The sequence below is a fragment of the Paenibacillus stellifer genome, from assembly GCF_000758685.1.
Taxonomy (GTDB): Bacteria; Bacillota; Bacilli; order Paenibacillales; family Paenibacillaceae; genus Paenibacillus_AQ; species Paenibacillus_AQ stellifer.
Map to the genome: position 1 here is coordinate 692,765 of NZ_CP009286.1, position 17,473 is coordinate 710,237.

General features: G+C 59.2%; 12 protein-coding genes. 8 read left to right on the forward strand and 4 right to left on the reverse strand.

Features of this window, described 5'->3' with window-relative positions; all coding sequences use genetic code 11:
• Positions 1–76: 76 nt before the first annotated feature.
• Positions 77–1,123, reverse strand: coding sequence for an LCP family protein (locus PSTEL_RS03340; protein WP_052098164.1), 1,047 nt, complete (start codon positions 1,121–1,123; stop codon positions 77–79).
• A gap of 128 nt (positions 1,124–1,251) precedes the next feature.
• Here PSTEL_RS03340 and bcp point away from each other — a divergent pair, with 128 nt between their 5' ends.
• Both bcp and PSTEL_RS03350 read left to right on the forward strand, forming a co-directional pair.
• Positions 1,252–1,719, forward strand: a complete 468-nt coding sequence (gene bcp / locus PSTEL_RS03345) for a thioredoxin-dependent thiol peroxidase (RefSeq protein WP_038693487.1) — start codon at positions 1,252–1,254, stop codon at positions 1,717–1,719.
• A 125-nt stretch (positions 1,720–1,844) separates the two neighbouring features.
• Positions 1,845–6,191, forward strand: coding sequence for a 2-hydroxyacyl-CoA dehydratase (locus PSTEL_RS03350; protein ID WP_169744528.1), 4,347 nt, complete (start codon positions 1,845–1,847; stop codon positions 6,189–6,191).
• A 359-nt stretch (positions 6,192–6,550) separates the two neighbouring features.
• Here PSTEL_RS03350 and PSTEL_RS26670 read toward each other — a convergent pair whose 3' ends face one another.
• Positions 6,551–7,027 carry a serine hydrolase domain-containing protein gene (locus PSTEL_RS26670; protein ID WP_245625062.1) on the reverse strand — a complete coding sequence of 159 codons (477 nt, stop codon included), beginning with the start codon at positions 7,025–7,027 and terminating at the stop codon, positions 6,551–6,553.
• Between the two features lie 337 nt (positions 7,028–7,364).
• On the opposite strand from PSTEL_RS26670, the gene PSTEL_RS03360 reads away from it, so the two are divergent.
• The 3 genes from PSTEL_RS03360 (at position 7,365) to PSTEL_RS03370 (ending at position 10,917) form a co-directional block, all read left to right on the forward strand.
• Positions 7,365–7,847, forward strand: coding sequence for a MarR family winged helix-turn-helix transcriptional regulator (locus tag PSTEL_RS03360; RefSeq protein ID WP_084064645.1), 483 nt, complete (start codon positions 7,365–7,367; stop codon positions 7,845–7,847).
• The gene (locus PSTEL_RS03365) at positions 7,844–9,355 is read left to right on the forward strand and encodes a DHA2 family efflux MFS transporter permease subunit (RefSeq protein ID WP_038693489.1); all 1,512 of its coding nucleotides are present in this window, start codon (positions 7,844–7,846) and stop codon (positions 9,353–9,355) included. The genes PSTEL_RS03360 and PSTEL_RS03365 overlap by 4 nt, the downstream gene beginning before the upstream one ends.
• 278 nt (positions 9,356–9,633) lie before the next feature.
• Positions 9,634–10,917, forward strand: a complete 1,284-nt coding sequence (locus PSTEL_RS03370) for an MFS transporter (RefSeq protein WP_052098166.1) — start codon at positions 9,634–9,636, stop codon at positions 10,915–10,917.
• On the opposite strand, the gene PSTEL_RS03375 is transcribed toward PSTEL_RS03370, so the two are convergent.
• The gene (locus PSTEL_RS03375) at positions 10,874–11,524 is read right to left on the reverse strand and encodes a DedA family protein (protein WP_038693491.1); all 651 of its coding nucleotides are present in this window, start codon (positions 11,522–11,524) and stop codon (positions 10,874–10,876) included. The two genes, PSTEL_RS03370 and PSTEL_RS03375, sit on opposite strands and share 44 nt — an antisense overlap.
• A 113-nt stretch (positions 11,525–11,637) precedes the next feature.
• Here PSTEL_RS03375 and PSTEL_RS03380 point away from each other — a divergent pair, with 113 nt between their 5' ends.
• From PSTEL_RS03380 to PSTEL_RS03390, 3 genes are all read left to right on the forward strand, one after another.
• Positions 11,638–13,092 carry a polysaccharide deacetylase family protein gene (locus PSTEL_RS03380; protein ID WP_052098167.1) on the forward strand — a complete coding sequence of 485 codons (1,455 nt, stop codon included), beginning with the start codon at positions 11,638–11,640 and terminating at the stop codon, positions 13,090–13,092.
• A gap of 132 nt (positions 13,093–13,224) precedes the next feature.
• Positions 13,225–14,706, forward strand: coding sequence for a DUF58 domain-containing protein (locus PSTEL_RS25980; protein ID WP_052098168.1), 1,482 nt, complete (start codon positions 13,225–13,227; stop codon positions 14,704–14,706).
• On the forward strand, positions 14,669–17,116 hold the full coding sequence (locus PSTEL_RS03390) for a transglutaminase-like domain-containing protein (protein ID WP_084064653.1): 2,448 nt from the start codon (positions 14,669–14,671) through the stop codon (positions 17,114–17,116). The genes PSTEL_RS25980 and PSTEL_RS03390 overlap by 38 nt, the downstream gene beginning before the upstream one ends.
• Positions 17,117–17,349: 233 nt before the next feature.
• On the opposite strand, the gene PSTEL_RS28290 is transcribed toward PSTEL_RS03390, so the two are convergent.
• Positions 17,350–17,439 carry a putative holin-like toxin gene (locus PSTEL_RS28290; protein ID WP_245625063.1) on the reverse strand — a complete coding sequence of 30 codons (90 nt, stop codon included), beginning with the start codon at positions 17,437–17,439 and terminating at the stop codon, positions 17,350–17,352.
• Positions 17,440–17,473: the final 34 nt, after the last annotated feature.

Consider the following 17,473-nt stretch of genomic DNA (forward strand, 5'->3'; position numbering starts at 1 on the left):
GGCTATGCGCCTGATTGATGCTTTCGGTTTCCGGTGATGCCTTTAGAGCAAAGAGTCCCGCCCGCCAGGGCTTCCGCTACTTCGAGGCGGAAGCGGAGGGCAGTGGAGAACCGGAGACGGGCGGAGAAGCCAGCGGTACCGTATTGGCCATCGTCTCCTGAACGAACTGCTTCAGTGCATCAAGATCGCTGACACCGAGCACGGAAGAGCCTTTGACCGTCTCTTCCTTCAACAGCTTCATCGGCGGGATCTGCTCGCTGCCCGCCACGCTGCTGTCATAGCCGACGCTTGCCAGCTTCCACATATCGGTCACCGAAAGGTTGGTGTCGATGTACGGGGTGACCTCATTCAGGATCGTCGGAAGCTTGACGAGCGATGTGGTGCTCTTGAGCTTGTCGGCCACGGCGCTCATGAATGCGCGCTGGCGCTGTGTGCGCGTATAGTCCGAGGTGGCGTCATGCCGGAAGCGGACATACTGCAGGGCCTTGTTGCCGTCCAGATGCTGATATCCGGCCTTGAGGTCGATATCGTATTCCGGACCGTCGGCCTTGGTCTTGTACACCATGTCCTTCTCGACCTTATAGTCGATGCCGCCGACCGCGTCGATCAGCTTGATAAATCCCTGGAAGTCGGTATACACATAATATTGAATCGGGATGCCAAGAAGATCGCTTACGGTCTTCATTGCCGTGTTCGGGCCGTATATGATAGCGGTGTTGATACGGTCCCGCCCGTGATCGGGGATCGAGACGTATGTATCCCGAAGAATAGAGAAGACATGGGCCTTCTTCGATACCGGGTCGAGCGAGGCGACCATCATCGTGTCGGACCGAGGGATTTCCCCTTTCTTCACGCCGCGCGCGTCCACACCCATCAGGAGAATGTTAACGGGCTCCGTTCCTTCCCATTTCGGGGGATCGGGTGTATTGACATCCACGGTTTCAATATTTTGGAAGGGGGAAGCCGATCCTGTCTTGTGCAGGCTGTCCAGACTGTTATAGATCGAGCTGAAATAGTAAGCCGCGCCTCCGGCCAGGAGCAGCAGCACGATGAACAGGCTCCAGAGCAGGGGTCTCTTCCCGGACTTTTTCTTCTTCGCATGTCGTTTCGAGCGTGGCGGCATGTGGGACTCTTCCTTTCGCATTCACATTCCCTACATTATAATTTCTTTTACAGCTACAATCAATTTAACCGCTCACCGGGCGAAAGCGCCGGATGGGTCATTCTGCACACGAAAGGAATACATATCCTATGGAAGAGTTGTCGATCGGCCAGGAGGCGCCGGATTTTACGCTGCCCGCTTCGGACGGAAGCACGGTTTCCTTAAGCCAGTACAGAGGACGCAAGGTCGTTCTTTATTTTTATCCGAAAAATATGACCCCGGGCTGCACACAGGAAGCCTGTGAGTTCCGCGACGCAAGCGACCGGATTTCGTCGGCCGGAGCTGTCGTTCTCGGGGTAAGCCCGGACAGCCTGGCCTCGCATGCGAAGTTCATCGCCAAGAATGGCCTGCCCTTTCTGCTGCTGTCCGACGAGGACCACAGCGTAAGCGGACTTTACGGCGTCTGGCAGCTGAAGAAGCTGTACGGCAAGGAGTTCATGGGGGTTGTCCGCTCAACCTTTTTGATTGATGAACAGGGGAAGATTCAGGATATGTGGACAAAGGTCCGGGTGAAGGGTCATGCCGAGGCTGTAACGGAAAGTCTCAGCCGGGAGTAGCCTGTCAAGCCGTGTTAGCAAAAAGTTGCATTTTTAACTGTTACATTTTTAACAGCTTGTACAGGCCCCTTATGTGATAAATTTCCTATATAGGTGAATTTACCATAAGGCATGGTGATGGCGTGATGGTGCTTAGCATCGGACTGGACGTTGGATCCACCACGGCGAAACTGGTTGTGATGGAAGGGTCAAAGATCGTCCACGAACATTATGTAAGACATTACAGTGATATTAAAAATGCAGTCCTGTCTCTGCTGGGGCAGGTCATAGGCTTGTTCCCCGGAGAGAGGGCTGCGCTTTCGGTAAGCGGATCATCAGGACTGTCCCTGTCGAGGCTGGCGGATGTTCCCTTTGTTCAAGAGGTTGTCGCCTGCACGAAGGCGATCGGCGAGCTGCTGCCCTCCTGCGATACGGCGATTGAGCTCGGAGGAGAGGACGCCAAGATCATTTATTTGACCGGCGGCGTGGAGCAGCGGATGAACAACGCCTGCGCGGGAGGGACGGGTGCGTTCATCGACCAGATGGCGGCGCTGCTTCAGACCGATCCTTCCGGTCTTGACGAGCTGGCGAAGTCTCACACGCGGATCTATCCGATCGCTTCCCGCTGCGGGGTATTCGCCAAGAGCGACGTTCAGCCGCTGCTGAACGAAGGGGCCCGCCGCGAGGACGTAGCGGCCTCGATCTTCCAGAGCATCGTGAACCAGACGATTGCGGGACTGGCCTGCGGCCGCAAAATTCGCGGCAAGGTTGCTTTTCTCGGCGGCCCGCTGACCTACCTCTCCCAGCTTCGCGCGAGATTCGCGGAAACGCTGGAGCTGGCCGAAGAGGATATTCTGTTCCCGGAACGGTCGCAGTATTTTGTCGCGATCGGCTCTGCGCTGTCTGCCGGAGACGATGCCGTTTTGCCGCTGGCAGAATGGCGGGAGCGGATTGCGGCCGTTGACTTCACGTCGGAACGCTCGGAAGGCGGCGATCTGCCTCGTCTGTTCGAGAGCGCGGGAGATCTTGAAGAGTTTCGGGCACGGCATGGGAAGGCCGCTGCCAAGCGCGGAGAATTGTCCTCCTACCGGGGCCGCTGCTATCTCGGCATCGACGCCGGGTCAACGACGACCAAGCTGGTGCTGACCGGAGAGCAGGATGAAATTCTGCATACCTACTACGGAAGCAATCAGGGAAATCCGCTGAAATCGGTAAGCGATGCGCTTAAGGACATTTACCGGCTGCTGCCGGAGGGCTGCAGCATTGCCGGCGCTTACGCGACCGGATACGGCGAGGGGCTGATCAAGGCGGCGCTTCGAACCGACGGCGGCGAGGTGGAGACGGTCGCCCATTACAAGGCGGCCGCCAAATTCATGCCCGAGGTCGATTTCATCCTGGATATCGGCGGGCAGGATATGAAATGCATCAAAATTCGCGGAGGCGTCATCGACAGCCTCATGCTGAATGAAGCCTGCTCGGCGGGCTGCGGCTCGTTCCTGGAGAGCTTCGCCTCGGCGCTCGGCCTTGGTGTAGCCGAGTTCGCGCAGGCGGCGCTGCAGGCGGAGAAGCCCGTGAACCTGGGTTCCCGCTGCACCGTCTTCATGAATTCCAAGGTCAAGCAGGCGCAGAAGGAAGGCGCCTCCCTGGCCGAACTGTCGGCGGGACTCGCCTATTCCGTTATCAAGAACGCCCTTCAGAAGGTTATCAAAATCCGCAGATTCGATGAGCTGGGCAAGCATATCATCGTTCAGGGCGGCACCTTCTATAACGAAGCTGTGCTCCGCGCCTTTGAGCAGCTCACGGGCAGAACCGTCATCCGTCCGGACATCGCCGGCGTTATGGGAGCGTACGGCTGCGCCCTGTTGGCCCGCGAGCATGCTCCTGAGAGCGGAGCAAGCCGCTTGCTCGGCCCAGATGAACTGGAGAGCTTCACCTTCGAGGTGACGCAGGGCCGGTGCGGCCGATGCGGGAATAACTGCCCGCTGACGATCAGCCGCTTCCCTGACCGCAGCTTCCATGTGACCGGCAACCGCTGCGAGCGCGGCGCCGGAGGCAAGCGGGAGAAGAACACGCTGCCAAACCTCATGGAATACAAATACAACCGGTTCTTTGACTACCAGCCTCTGGAGGAAGCCGAGGCTGTGCGCGGCTCCGTCGGCATTCCGCGGGCGATGAACCTGTTCGAGAATTATCCGTTCTGGCATGCGTTCTTTACGGCGCTTCGCTACAAGGTTGTGCTGTCGCCGAAGTCCGACAAGAAGCTGTTCGAGAGCGGAATGGACACGATTCCGTCCGAAGCGGTCTGCTATCCGGCCAAAATGGTGCACGGGCATGTTCAAAGCCTTCTGGGAATGGGCGTGGATTTCATTTTCTATCCCGCCGTCGTCTATGAGAAGAAGGAGGATGAGACGGCGGACAATCATTTCAATTGTCCGGTCGTCGCTTCGTATCCGGAGGTCATCCGCAACAATATGGACGGTCTGAAGGAGAAGGACATTCCGCTGGTCAGCCCGTTCCTGAACTTTGACGACGTGTCGGCGCTGACCAAAGGGCTGGCCCGGGCATTTCCGGAAATTCCAAGGGAGGAAATTGCCTCCGCCGTGAAAGCCGGGCTTGCGGAAGCCGAGGCGGCCAAGAACGACCTGCGGCGCAAGGGAGAGGAGGCGCTCTCGCTGCTCAGAGAGACCGGCGGGAAGGGCATCCTGCTGTGCGGTCACCCGTATCATGCCGATCCCGAGATCAATCACGGCATCGCCGAGCTGATCACCGGCATGGGGCTTGCCGTATTGACCGAGGATTCGGTCTGCCACCTGGCCAAGGGCGAGAGTGATATTAATATCGTCAACCAGTGGACCTACCATGCCCGCATTTACCGGGCGGCACGGCTCGCTACGGAGCGGCCTGATCTGGAGCTGGTTCAGCTCACCTCCTTCGGCTGCGGTATCGATGCCATTACCGGCGACGCGGTTCAGGACATCCTGGAGCGGTCGGGCAAAGTCTATACCATGATCAAGATTGACGAAATCAGCAATCTGGGAGCGGCCCGAATCCGCCTCCGGTCACTGCTCGCGGCTATGCGGGAGCGGGATAAACGGGAAATGACGCCACCACCTCCGGCGAGAGCGGAGGAGAAGCGGACGACGTTCACGAAGGACATGAAATCGGCCTACACGATTCTGGCTCCGCAGATGTCCCCCATCCACTTCGAGCTGCTGGAACGGGTGTTCCAGGATTTCGGTTACCGGTTCAAGGTGCTGGAGAAATCCGGTCCCGAGACGACGGAGGAAGGGCTGAAATATGTCAACAACGACGCCTGCTATCCGGCGATCGTAACGATCGGCCAGGTTCTGTCGGCGCTGCAGAGCGGCGACTACGATCCGGACCGGACGGCTGTCGTCATGTCGCAGACCGGTGGAGGATGCCGGGCGACCAATTATATTTCCCTGCTCCGCAAGGCGCTGAAGGATGCGGGTCTCGGCCAGATTCCCGTGCTGTCGCTGAACGCCTCCGGGCTGGAGAGCCAGCCGGGCTTCAAACTCGGCTTCAAAATGATCAACCGGATGTTCGCCGCTGCCTGCTACGGCGATCTGTTAATGCGTCTTGTGAACCATTACCGGCCTTACGAGAGCGTTCCGGGAAGCGCCGAGGCGCTGTTCCGGTGGGGGATGGAGCGGTGCAAGGACAGTCTGTCGTCCTTCTCCGTCCGCGAATACAAGCGGCTCTGCCGCGAGATCGCCGCAGAGTTCGGGCAGCTTCCCGTCACGGGAGCGGTGAAACCGCGTGTAGGAATTGTCGGTGAAATTCTGATCAAATTCCACCCGGATGCCAACAACAGGATTATCGAGCTGATCGAGTCTGAGGGCGGAGAAGCGGTAATGCCCGATTTTATGGATTTTATCTTCTACTGCATCTACAATCCGATCTACCGGGCCGAGCAGTTCGGCAAGAGCCGCAAGCTCGGCGTCATCAATCCGATGCTCATCTCCTATCTGGAGTTGTACCGCAAGCCGGTGACGGCTGCGCTGGAGACATTGGGCCTCGCCCACAGGGACAAGAACATCTACCGCCTGGCCGAGAAGGCCGAGCGGCTTGTGTCGGTAGGCAATCAGATGGGCGAAGGCTGGTTCCTGACCGCCGAAATGATGGATCTGCTAGATCATGGAACGCCAAATATCGTGTGCATCCAGCCCTTCGCCTGTCTGCCGAACCATATCACCGGGCGCGGGACGATCAAGGGGCTCAAGGAGCTGTACCCGGCAGCCAACATTGCGGCCATCGACTACGACGCGGGGGTCAGCGTGGTGAACCAGACGAACCGGATCAAGCTCATGATGTCGATTGCCAGAGATCTGGGCGCCGTTCAGGAACACCAGCCGCCTTCCTCCGGTCCTCAAGGGGGACGCGGAGCGGGCGAGTCTGGCGGGCTGACCGGCAAGAAAGAGAGCGCGGTTGATACGGCCAAACCTGCGGTATCGGCCTTCAGGATGAATTAAGAATAACCTGAAAAACATTATCAAACCGGCCCTTTCGAAGAGGCGACCCTCGCTCAAGATGCAGAGGCTGCCGCACACCAATACCACGCATGCAGGTATCATGCGTGGTATTGTTTTTTTCTCCTAGTTATAGATTGCTAAACACGATATTGCGTAACTTGCGCGTAATCGCCATTGTACCGGCATCTTTCTTTTGAACCATAAATAATAAGGTCAGACCGTCCTGGGGACTGTTAGAAGCCCCTAACCAGCCATCCCAGCCGTATTCGCCTTTGCTTCCAATGAATCAGGCTTTCCCGGGATCGGTCATGATACGCATTTGGTTCCCGTAGCCGTGGCCACACAAGCTATGCCATGCTTCAAAGCCTTTTTGCTTGAACCGTTCTAGGTTTCAGCAGTCGATGACCTTTCAAGGCGCCTTGATTCAGCAGCATCGTTGTAAATTTGGCGGCATCATCAATAGTGGATGCAAGGCCTGCGCCCCCCGATTCGAACGCGGGGTCCCGATCCATCTGATGATTAACGCCAAGATGATTTCCCGTGTACAGCTTCAAGCCGCCATTACCGTCATCCTGGCAGGTTTTCGCCAGATGCGCTCTTTTTTCCTCAGGCAGCCAAAAACCGGTATCATGCATCTCCAAAGGCTCAAATAATTCCTTGTTCAAAAATTGCCCGTATCGCATGCCGCTGACTGATTCTACAATTGCGCCGAGTACATCTGCCGACGTTCCATATTGCCAGTTTGATCCTGGCTCGAACGATAGGGGGCCTTGTCCCAGCCGGCTTGTAAATTCTATTGTACCCATCGGATTTTCGCTAAACAAACGACTGTCCAATTCTTGAAACTATGTATCAGCGCCGCAATCGGCTCGATCTCCCATTCCTCATTGGCATATAAAATTACATAAGAATATGGAACTCATATTTTTGCTGGGAACAAAATGTTCCCGATTGGTGGAATAATCTGCTATCTTCCTCAACCTGTTCATTAAAATCAGCTCAACCAGTTAGTATCGGTTTGGGCTTTTTTACAAGCTGTTACGGCCGTGTATGGGGCATGGGCTGAAGCCGCAAATGCCAAGAATGAACAATAAACAGGTAAGTTTCAGAAATTTTCAGCAATGCATTGACGATACATTTATTAGCTAGTAAAATATTTCGTATGCGAAATATATGGATTTAATACAGATGGAGGCTGGTCAATTGATGGAGAGAAGGGAACAGCTTGACGAAATCGTATCCTCTTTCCGGCGCATCAATCATGCTGTTCAACAGTTATTGTGGAAAGATGCGGAGCAGCTCGACATCACCCCAACCCAGCTATTGGTGCTGCGAAAGCTGGAGCGCTGCCCGGAACTTTCGGTGTCCGAGCTTGCGGACCGGCTCTATCTGGGCAACAGCTCGGTAAGCGGTCTGGTGGACCGGATGGTGAAGGCGGATCTCATAACCAGGCAGCGCTCCGAGGAGGATCGGCGCATATTCCGGGTTGCCCTGACGGCCAAAGGGCGGGAGATTGTGGAGAACAGCAGAGAGGCCCTCAGAAAGCATCTGCTTCCGCTGGCGGAAATTCCGATTGAGGATTCGCAGGAGCTGCTTCGAATACATGGCCGCATACTGGAAATTTTGGAACAAGGGAGAGAAACAGAAGAATTATGAGTACAATAACCGCGAATGCCGCTGCGGCGGCAAAGAACATTCGCAGAGGCCCGATTATCGCGGCGCTGCTGATCGGCGCCTTTGTCGCGCTGCTCAACCAGACGCTGATGAACGTGGCTCTGCCGCAAATGATGAAGAGTCTGGACATTGAGGCCAGCAAGGCCCAGTGGCTGACAACCGGCTTTATGCTGGTGAATGGCGTGTTGATTCCGGTCAGCGCCTATCTGGTCGAGAAGTTTACGACGCGTGCGCTGTTTATAACGGCGATGGTTCTTTTTTCACTAGGTACGCTTGTCTGCGCTTTGGGAACCGGATTTGAAATGATTATGGTCGGCCGGGTTATCCAGGCTGGTGGCGCCGGTATCCTGATGCCGCTTATGAATATCGTCTTCCTGATGATCTTCCCGATCGAAGAGCGGGGCAAGGCGATGGGCCTCATGGCGGTTGCCATGATCTTCGCTCCGGCTGTAGGCCCGACGCTCTCCGGCTGGGTTGTGCAGAATTACTCCTGGCGGGTGCTGTTCTACATCGTGCTTCCGCTGGCCATCTTTGCAACGCTGCTCGGCATGAAATTCATGCAGAATGTGACGGTGAAGACCTCGCCCAAGCTGGATAAAATGGGGATTGTCTTCTCGACGCTCGGCTTCGGCGGCCTGCTGTACGGCTTCAGTGAAGCGGGAACCGACGGCTGGGGCAGCAACACTGTTCTCGTCTCGCTGATTGTCGGCGCGGCCGGCCTGATCCTGCTTGTATGGCGCGAACTCGTCGCCAAGAAGCCGATGCTGGAATTCCGGATTTTCCGCTACAACATGTATTCTTTAACGACTGTCATTAACATCATCGTAACGATGGCCATGTATTCCGGCATGATTCTGCTGCCGTTGTATTTGCAGAACATCCGCGGCTTTACGCCGATGGAATCCGGTCTGATGCTGCTGCCGGGCGCGATTCTGATGGGCATTATGTCCCCGATCACCGGCATTATCTTTGACAAGATCGGCGCCAGATGGCTGTCCATTATCGGACTGATCATTACCGTTATCACAACATGGGAGTTCAGCCGCCTGACCGATTCGACCACCTATCTGCATCTGATCCTGACTTACACAGCCCGCATGTTCGGCATGTCGATGCTGATGATGCCGATTACGACGGCTGGTCTGAATCAGCTGCCGCAGCGCTTGAACTCGCACGGAACGGCGATGTCCAATACGCTCCGTACCGTCGCCGGCGCGCTCGGCATGGCGCTGTTCGTCAGCCTCATGACCAACCACACCAAGAGCGAAATCACCGATGCCGTCATGAGCGGCCAGGTGTCGCAGACCGACAAGCTGGCATTCGCCAAGTTCTCGCAGGAAGCGATGATTCACGGCATTACACATGCGTTCGTCGTGGCTACATGGGTAACCGTCATTGCACTCGTGCTGGCTGTATTCATTCGCAAGACTTCCCCGGCGCCGGATTTTCTGAAGGCCGAAGAGCAGGCAGCTTCCGCATCGAAAAAATAATAGCGGGTTAACTAATAACGGGGTCCGAAGGACTCGTCCGTGGCTGGTTTCAGCCGGGTCGGGTCCTTTTTGCACTCATATGGATAAGCTTTGCGCTTTTAATAGGCTGCTTCATGTTTCCGGGAATAAGCTCGGCGCTCAAATGACGCTGTCAGGCGTTATCCTTGCTTGAGTTGTCCGGGAGTCCATCCGTCAAAAAAATAAAGGGTTGCCAAAACAAACTGATTTAATTAACATCTAATTAGATTATTATTTAATTAGAATGCGAGGAATTTACGATGAATTTAACCATGATCCGCAGCGCTGGACAAAACGGCTACTACCGGCTGTTCGCCGCCGGTCTGATCAACGGAATCGGGGCCCGCTTCAGCCAGGTAGCCATGCTGTCTCTTGTGCTTAAGCTGACCGGGTCGGGCATGGCCGTTGGCCTATCGCTTGGGCTGTCGCTTCTGCCTAATCTGCTCTTCGCTCCGCTTGGCGGCTTTCTTGGCGGAAGGCTGTCCCGAAGGCGAATCCTGATTGCAACCGATCTGGCGCGCGTTCCCTTCGCCCTGTCCTTCCTGCTTGTGGACGGGAAAGGGATGCTGTGGCTGCTGTACGCCGGCAGCTTCATGCTGGCCGTAGGCGAAGCGGTCTACGCTCCGGTCCGCAAGTCGGCGATTCCCCTGCTGGCAAGGCCGGGGACCCTGCAGCGGGTGAATGCGATGGAACAGCTCATGACGGGCTGTGTGCTGGTGTTGGGCGCATTGACGGGAGGGCTCGTCTCTTACTGGTTCGGTCCGGACACGGCCTTTGTGCTCAACGCGCTTTCTTTTCTGGGAGCGGCTGTCATTATTTCCGGTATTTCGTTCCCAGAGGAAGCAGGAGATGATGACTCAACGGAATCGGGTCTCCGCCAAGCATCGGGTAGCGGGACGGGGGGGCTGACCCGGCGGAAAGGCCTGACCGCGCTGCTGGCCGGAAGCGTCGTTCTGCAGGTGCTGATCGGATATGAAATCATGGTATCGATGGTAAGCGGGCTGGATAATGTGCTGATTAGCGTCTATGCGATCGAGGTTTTTCATAAAGGGGATGCCGGAGTAGGCGCGTTCTATGCATCGCTCGGGGCGGGGCTGACGCTCAGCTTCTGGGCGAGCCGGAGGCTGAAGGGGAATTTGCTGGCGGCGGCGCTCGGCGGTCTGCTGATCGAGGGGCTGGTGCTGGCGGGAATCAGCATGTCAGGCAGCTTCATCGCCGTCTGCGGGCTGTATGTGCTTCTCTCGCTGGCATCCGGCATCAGCAACGCTTCGCTGGACACGCTGCTGATGCGGGAGACGCCCGCCCGCTGGCAGCCCTCCGTATTCGGTACGCTGGCGGCAGGCGGCAACACGCTTCTCGGCCTGTCCATGCTGCTGGCCGGCTGGCTGCTGGAAAGGGTGGAGCCGAGGACGCTGGGCTTCACGGGCGGGGTTTGCTTTGCGGGCATCGCCCTGTTCCTTGGCGCCTACGCCTGGATCAGGAGCGGGAAGAGCCGGAAGCTCAAGGCTCCTCCGGAGCTTTACCGGCCGGGGCAGCACCGGTGAGCAGCCGGGATTTGTAACTGGTCCGGAGCCGGTAGATCACGATCAGCACCGCCAGCAGGATAGCTGACAGGGCGATCCACGGAGCGTAGGATTCCAGCATGTGAAAGATAACCGTCCACTGGGGGCCGAACAGCTTGCCGATTGCCAGGAACAGGATCACCCAGACGAGGGCTCCCGAGTATGCGTACAGAGCGAACTTCCGGAACGGAATTGCGATAATTCCGGAGAAATAGCCGGTGAAGTGGCGGACGCCGGGGATAAAATAGCCGATGGTGATCAGCAGGCTGCCATACTTCCCGAACCAGCGCTGCGTCTTCTCCAGCTTCGCCGGAGAGAAGAGGAACCAGCGTCCATACCGCTGAATGAAGGGCAGCCCGGCCCGCAGACCGATGAAATAGGTGATCGTCATCCCCACCGTCGTTCCCAGGAAGGCGACCAGAATCAGCACCATGAAATCAAGCCGGCCCATATATGACAAATAGCCTGCAAAAGCCATCGTCGTCTCACCCGGAAAAGGCAGGGCGATAAATTCAAGCAGCAGCCCGAAGAACAGCACATTGTATCCGTATTGGGCGAACAGCTCCTGTATCCATTTCAGCATTTCCATTTTGTTAGGGTCACTCCTTGATTTACACGTAGGAGGGCATGTCTATTTCGCGGCTTGTCCTCATATAATCCAGCACAGGCATAAATGCCAATCGAATGCTGGAGGTAGAAAATATGGCTTGGAAAAAGCGCGGCCCCCGCACGACTGTACGGTTCCTTGCGGCTGCAGCGGCCGCAGCGGCGGCTCTGATCCTCATCTTCTGGGGAGCCGGGGCAACCACCGGACTCTCCGGTGCACGGGAGAGTTCCGCACAGGGCGGCGGAGTTGAGACGGCGGAGCGGATCGGACACCAGAAGGCAGAATCTGCCGGTCAGGGTGACCAAGCGGCATCCAAGGCCAAGTCTGATGATGAAGCGGCGCTCATGACGGATCACGGCCCCGGAGGACAGTCCGATAGCTCTGTTCACCTGTCCAGTGCTTCCGTGAAGAAGCAGCAGGCTTCCCCGGCCAGCCCAGGCACGGTTCAGGAAACCGGCAAGGCAGCTGTGCCGGCGGTCAAGGCAGAACCGGCGGGCAAGATCGTCTATCTGACCTTTGACGACGGTCCGAGCCGGGTAACGCCGCAGGTGCTGGGGATTCTGCAGCAGGAGAACGTCAAGGCGACGTTCTTTGTGCTGGGCGACGGAGCGCAGAGCCATCCCGACCTGATCCGGGAAATCCGGGCGCAGGGACATGTAATCGGCAATCATTCCTATGATCATAATTATAAAGATTTATACAGCGGATTTACACACTTCTGGAACCAGATTAAGCAAACGGAAGAAATCCTGAAGCAGATTACCGGAGAGCGGCCGCGTCTGGTGCGGGCTCCCGGCGGTACTGCCGGACATTTTGATGATACCTACTTCAATCTGATGAAGCAAGCGGGCTATACCGTAACGGATTGGACGGTCGACAGCGGAGACTCCGCGCGCAGGGGAGTGCCGGCCGCCGATATTGTATCAGCCTCGGCCGCGAACCTGAAAGCGTCCCGCGTTGTGCTGCTGCTCCATGACGGATCAGGCCATGAGGAGAGCGCCAAGGCGCTGCCCCGGATCATTGAGGCCTACAAGGCGGCGGGCTATTCATTCCGGACGCTTGATCCGGAGGAAGATCCGGTGCAGTTCAAAGTGCATGGCAATAAAGCCATGGCCGCACGCCCCCGGCCGCAGATGAGCTGGGTCGCAGCCAATATCGGGCCGACTGCAGCCCTGCTGAAGGGCGACCGTCCATTGGTTGTAGAGGCGGCAGGCTCCAGCTTCACGCTGAAACCAGGAGAATACAGCCTGGAGAACGGACGCTATTATGTGCCGCTGCGCGCTGTTGTGGAACGGCTGGGCGGGCAGGTGACCTGGGACAGTCAGGCCCGCTGCGGACGGGTTCTGCTGAGCGGCAGACCTATTATGGCCGATGCCTCCGGCGGCGGGCTGACGGTGACGGTTGACGGAGGAGAGCGGACGGTTCCGTCATCAGTCGCCCTCCGGGGGGATGTATTGTGGCTGCCGCTGCGCGATCTGCTGGGCACGGCAGGCTATGCTTCGGTGTCCGCCTCGTCCACACCGGAGGAGCGGAGGGTCGAGGCATCATGAAGTCTTGGTGAAGCGTGCCGGCCGGCAATCTGCTAATAAGCTGCGCCCTGCTTCGGCGCCTCCAAGGTCTGTCCTGCCCTGTTCATGGGAACACTATGAAGTAAAAGTGTCCATGGAAGGGATAGATAGCCATTGAACAAGAAATCCAATTTGCCGGGCGGCTTCGATAATCCATCCGGTCCCAGCCTGCCCGTGCAATGGGCAAGGGCGCTGGCGGTTCTGGGCCTGATCGGCGTCCTCTACGGAACGCTGGGCGGTTCGGCCCTGAGGTTTCTTCTGATCTTCGCCGTGCTCGGGACGCTGGGCGGGCTGCTGCTTCACGTGGCCGGTCCGCGAAGAGTCGAGCTCACCCGTACGGTGAATCCCCCGAAGCCGCAGGCGGGGGAGAGTGTTGAAGTAACGGTCAGCATCCGTTTCCGCTCCCGGCTGCCGCTGCCGTGGATGATGGTGGAGGAACGCTGGACCTGCGGCGATCACCGGATGCTGCTGTTTCCAGGCTTTCGGCGCAGCTTCCGCTACACCTACCGGCTTGACGGACTGCCGCGTGGCAGACAGCGGCTCAGCTCCTGCCGGGTCGGCTGGGGAGACCTGCCGGGCTGGTTCGGCGGTTCATGCCTGCCGGAGGCCGGACAGAGCTTCCTGGTGCTGCCCGCTCCCCTGTATACAGGGAAGCTGTCAGCCGCAATGGGGGGAAGGATGAGCCGGGGACCGGCGAACCGGCTTAGCTCCGAATGTCCGGATGAAACCGGGGTTCGGGATTACCGGCCGGGTGATCCGTTGAACCGGGTTGACTGGAAGAGCTCGGCCCGAAAGGGCGCTATGCAGCTCAGAGTTCCGGAGAGGGAGAAGGGCCATATGCTCTGCGTGGTGCTGGACAACCGCCCCTCTTCCTATGAGACGCCTGCCGACCGTCTGCCGCCGCGCGGCCGCTGCGCTTCCGGGCCGCCGGCTTTCGAACTGGCCGTCTCGGCCGTATTTGGACTGCTGCTTGCTGCCGAACGGAACGGATCTTACGTCCAGCTCTTCACCGGAGGATGGCCGGACGGGATCGCCAGGTATGAAGGGCTTGGAGCGCTGCCTCCCCGGGTGCCGGAACTGCTGGCGGAGATCGCCCCGGACGGGTCTCGTTCGCTGTCCGATCTTCTGGAGGACGCCTCCCGGCAGTGGATTCCGGGCATGAGCGTGGCCGTTGTAACCGGACGTCTGGACCGGGCCGCCGCGCTTGCGATCTCCCGTCTGCTTGCCCATGGAATCCGTGTCGACCTGTATTACGTCTGGGATATGGAGACGGGAAGCAGAGAAGGCGCTAACGGCATCTCGGAGGGAGCCGCCCCGGTCTCCGGCCGTTCGGACCGCGCCCGGCGCATGAGCGAAGCGTCCGCGAACGAAACCGGAGGGGCCGCTGCATGGCGGTCCGGCGAGGCGGCCCCGCACCGGAACGATGCAGCCGAAGCTCTGCGGCCTCTCCCGCAGCCGCAGCCGCAGCAATCGCTCTGCGGCAGTCTGGGAAGGCTTGGAGCCGGGCTGATCTGTCTGGAAGCCGAAGCTCGTTCCGCCCGCGGGGAGGGGAATCCGGATGCCGATGAGCGATTCAGACGGCAGACATCCTCCTGATCCCGGAATGCACCGGCGGGCGCCGAGCTCGGCTGGGGCTGATTCGGGGAAGGAAGCTGCGGTTCCCGCCTCCCCTCTTTGGTGGTTTGCCGAACAGAGCATTCTGTTACAAGGCGTTCCGGTACAGAACGTTTCCGTACAGGGCGCGAAAGGAAAGACAGGTCTGAAGCCGAACGCTCCCGGCACACTGGCGGCCTGGCCGCCTACCGGCAGCGGGGAGGCCGGGCACTCCGAGAGATCCGATGCTCCCATAGGGTACCGGGCGCTGTTCTCTCTGGCGCTCTTCGGCTTGTTCGCCGCATGGCTGCATCCCTTGTACGGCATAAGCGCTGGCAGCGATAAGGATCGGGTGCTTGATGTGCTGCTGCTGGCAGCCGGAGCACTGCTGCTGGCCGGGCTGTTCCGTTCCGGCTCGTGGATTATGACGTTCGTAAAGGTGGCCGTTGCCGCCGCGTCATGGGTTTATCTGTGCAGCGCAGTTGAAGGAGGCATCCCGGCTCTGGAACGCGGCGCCGGGCTTGGCCATGACGCACTGCTGCTTCTGTCGGGCCGCTTCTCCGAGATGGGTGATCCCGGCAGGCTGCTGCTGCTTCTTGCGGGCTGGTGTCTGCTGGTCGCATCGGTCCAGCATCTGGCCCTTCTCCGGGGCAGCACGCTGCTGTTCACGGGGGTTACGCTGCTGTATCTGCTAATCCTGGACCGGGGGCTTGGCCTCTCCTCTACCCTCGATATCATGGGCTCTGCCGCGCTGATCGCGGCCATGCAGGCTTTGGGCGGTATGGCCCGCTTGCTTGACCGGCCTTGGCAGACGGAACGCATTCCCTTTCTGAAATGGGGGATGTCGGCCTGCATGCTGGGTGCGGTTCTGGCTGCCGCCGCCTGGGCCGGGACGGAGCTGCCCGGCGGACAGGCGGACGGTATCGGCGAACTGAGAGCGGCGGCCCGGCAGCTTCAGGACTGGGCCGCTGGCGAACTGCGTACCCGCGCTCTGGAAATCAAGGGAACGACAGGCTATGGAGGAGGCCGCGAGCTTGGCGCGCCGCTTGCGCCCAGCTCACGGCCCGTGTTCACGGTCGAGAGCCGGGAGCCCGCCTACCTGCGCGGAGAAAGTCTCGACCGCTACAACGGGCGCGGCTGGACGAAGCCTGGCGGCGAAGCAGCCGGACCGCTGACGCCAGCGGCTTTGGCGGTTCGTCAAGAGCAAGAATTGGAAAAGGGACAGCAGGGGGAGCCTCGTCTCCTCATCCAGCGCATCGTCTTCGCAGATCCTTCGTCCGGGGGTGTTCCGGTGTTCGCGGCCGGGCACATCGTCTCCGTAACCGACATCCGGCAGCTGGACGGAAGCCGTCTAAGCTACGTAATGGCGGGAGCCGAAGCAGACGAAGTCTCTCTTCCGGAGCTTGCGGGTTCCTCACGGGTAACCGGTTATACAGTGAAATCGGTGCTTTCCGAGAACGATCCTGCCGTGCTGCGCCGGCTAAATGGAGAAGATCCCGCCGGGCTGTCCGCCGATCTGGAGCTTCCGGCCGGAATGCCGGAACGGATCGGGACGCTGGCGGTCAGCCTGACGAAGGGAGCCGCGAACCGGTACGACGCCGCAGCTGCGGTCCGGGATTATCTGAGCTCCTCTTATCCCTACTCGCTGGATACCCGCGTGCCGCCGGCCGGGGCGGATTTTGTGGATGATTTTCTGTTCGTGGAGAAGAAGGGCTACTGCGTCCATTTCGCCTCTGCCATGACTGTACTGCTGCGGAGCGTCGGCATTCCGGCGCGTTTTGTCCAGGGCTATTCGGCGGGCAAGCCGGTCGGCGGACCCGGGGCTCACCGGTACGCCGTGACCGAAGGGGATGCCCACGCCTGGGTCGAAGTGTATTTTCCCGGCGCGGGCTGGGTGCCCTTCGACCCGACGCCGGCAGCGGCGGCCGGCTCCGCGCAGCCGCCCGGGGATTCTGCCGCGGCTGTGACCGCGCGCGCGGCGGGGGAAGCGGCGCCATCGCGTGCCGCCGGGCCGTTATGGGCCGCCCCGGCGCCTCTGGGCGGCCGCGTTTCGGCGCCGGCAGCGGCGGCGCTGCTGGCCGCCGCTGCATGGAGCCGGCGGCGGAGCCTCGCGCTGCTGCGCCTTACGCGCGGCGGTGCGCGGCGGGAGCGGCTGATCCCCACAGCCGCGCTGGCGTGGCGGGCGCTGGCCGTCCGTTTCGGCCCGCCCCCGCCGGGAGCGACGGGACGCGAATATGCCGCGTCCCTGCCCATTGACGACGCCGGCCTCCGTGCGGCCGTCGGGCGGTTCGTCCGCCAGTGGGAGACACTGGCGTATCGTCCTCCGGAGACTCTCCGGGAAGCTTCTGCTGTCGGACAAGACGCGCGCCAGTTCCTCCGGGATTGCCGCGTTATAGTGACACGACTCGGTTGAAGGCAATCCCCGGAAAGCATGCGCACGGAGAGCATGTGCCCAGTGAGCCGGGCGGCATAACTCTTTTTAGGATAGATTTGAATTCAAAGTGTGGTATAATAAGCTCAGAATTAACGTACAATGGCAAAGAGAGCCGTGCTCCAACACGACTCCCCGCGCAATAGCCGCTTTTAAGGGCGGCGGCTTATAAGGCAGGCCTCAAGAAATAGACCGTTATCCTTAGTCGGGGCGGTCTATTTCTTTTTGAGGTAACTTAGCAGCGCCAGAATGAACATGCCGAACATGAACATCAGGGACAACGCTTGATACACCTCCACAGGCATCACCTCCCTTCCGGGAGATTAGCCGACCGCCCAT

Bases quoted from the DNA above. Each gene is read 5' to 3' on its own strand.
- PSTEL_RS03365 (WP_038693489.1), top strand. From the start codon at position 7,844: ATGAGTACAATAACCGCGAATGCCGCTGCGGCGGCAAAGAACATTCGC.
- bcp (WP_038693487.1), top strand. From the start codon at position 1,252: ATGGAAGAGTTGTCGATCGGCCAGGAGGCGCCGGATTTTACGCTGCCC.
- PSTEL_RS03370 (WP_052098166.1), top strand. From the start codon at position 9,634: ATGAATTTAACCATGATCCGCAGCGCTGGACAAAACGGCTACTACCGG.
- PSTEL_RS28290 (WP_245625063.1), bottom strand. From the start codon at position 17,439: ATGCCTGTGGAGGTGTATCAAGCGTTGTCCCTGATGTTCATGTTCGGC.
- PSTEL_RS03390 (WP_084064653.1), top strand. From the start codon at position 14,669: ATGCCGATGAGCGATTCAGACGGCAGACATCCTCCTGATCCCGGAATG.
- PSTEL_RS03350 (WP_169744528.1), top strand. From the start codon at position 1,845: ATGGTGCTTAGCATCGGACTGGACGTTGGATCCACCACGGCGAAACTG.
- PSTEL_RS03360 (WP_084064645.1), top strand. From the start codon at position 7,365: ATGGATTTAATACAGATGGAGGCTGGTCAATTGATGGAGAGAAGGGAA.
- PSTEL_RS03375 (WP_038693491.1), bottom strand. From the start codon at position 11,524: ATGGAAATGCTGAAATGGATACAGGAGCTGTTCGCCCAATACGGATAC.
- PSTEL_RS03340 (WP_052098164.1), bottom strand. From the start codon at position 1,123: ATGCCGCCACGCTCGAAACGACATGCGAAGAAGAAAAAGTCCGGGAAG.
- PSTEL_RS03380 (WP_052098167.1), top strand. From the start codon at position 11,638: ATGGCTTGGAAAAAGCGCGGCCCCCGCACGACTGTACGGTTCCTTGCG.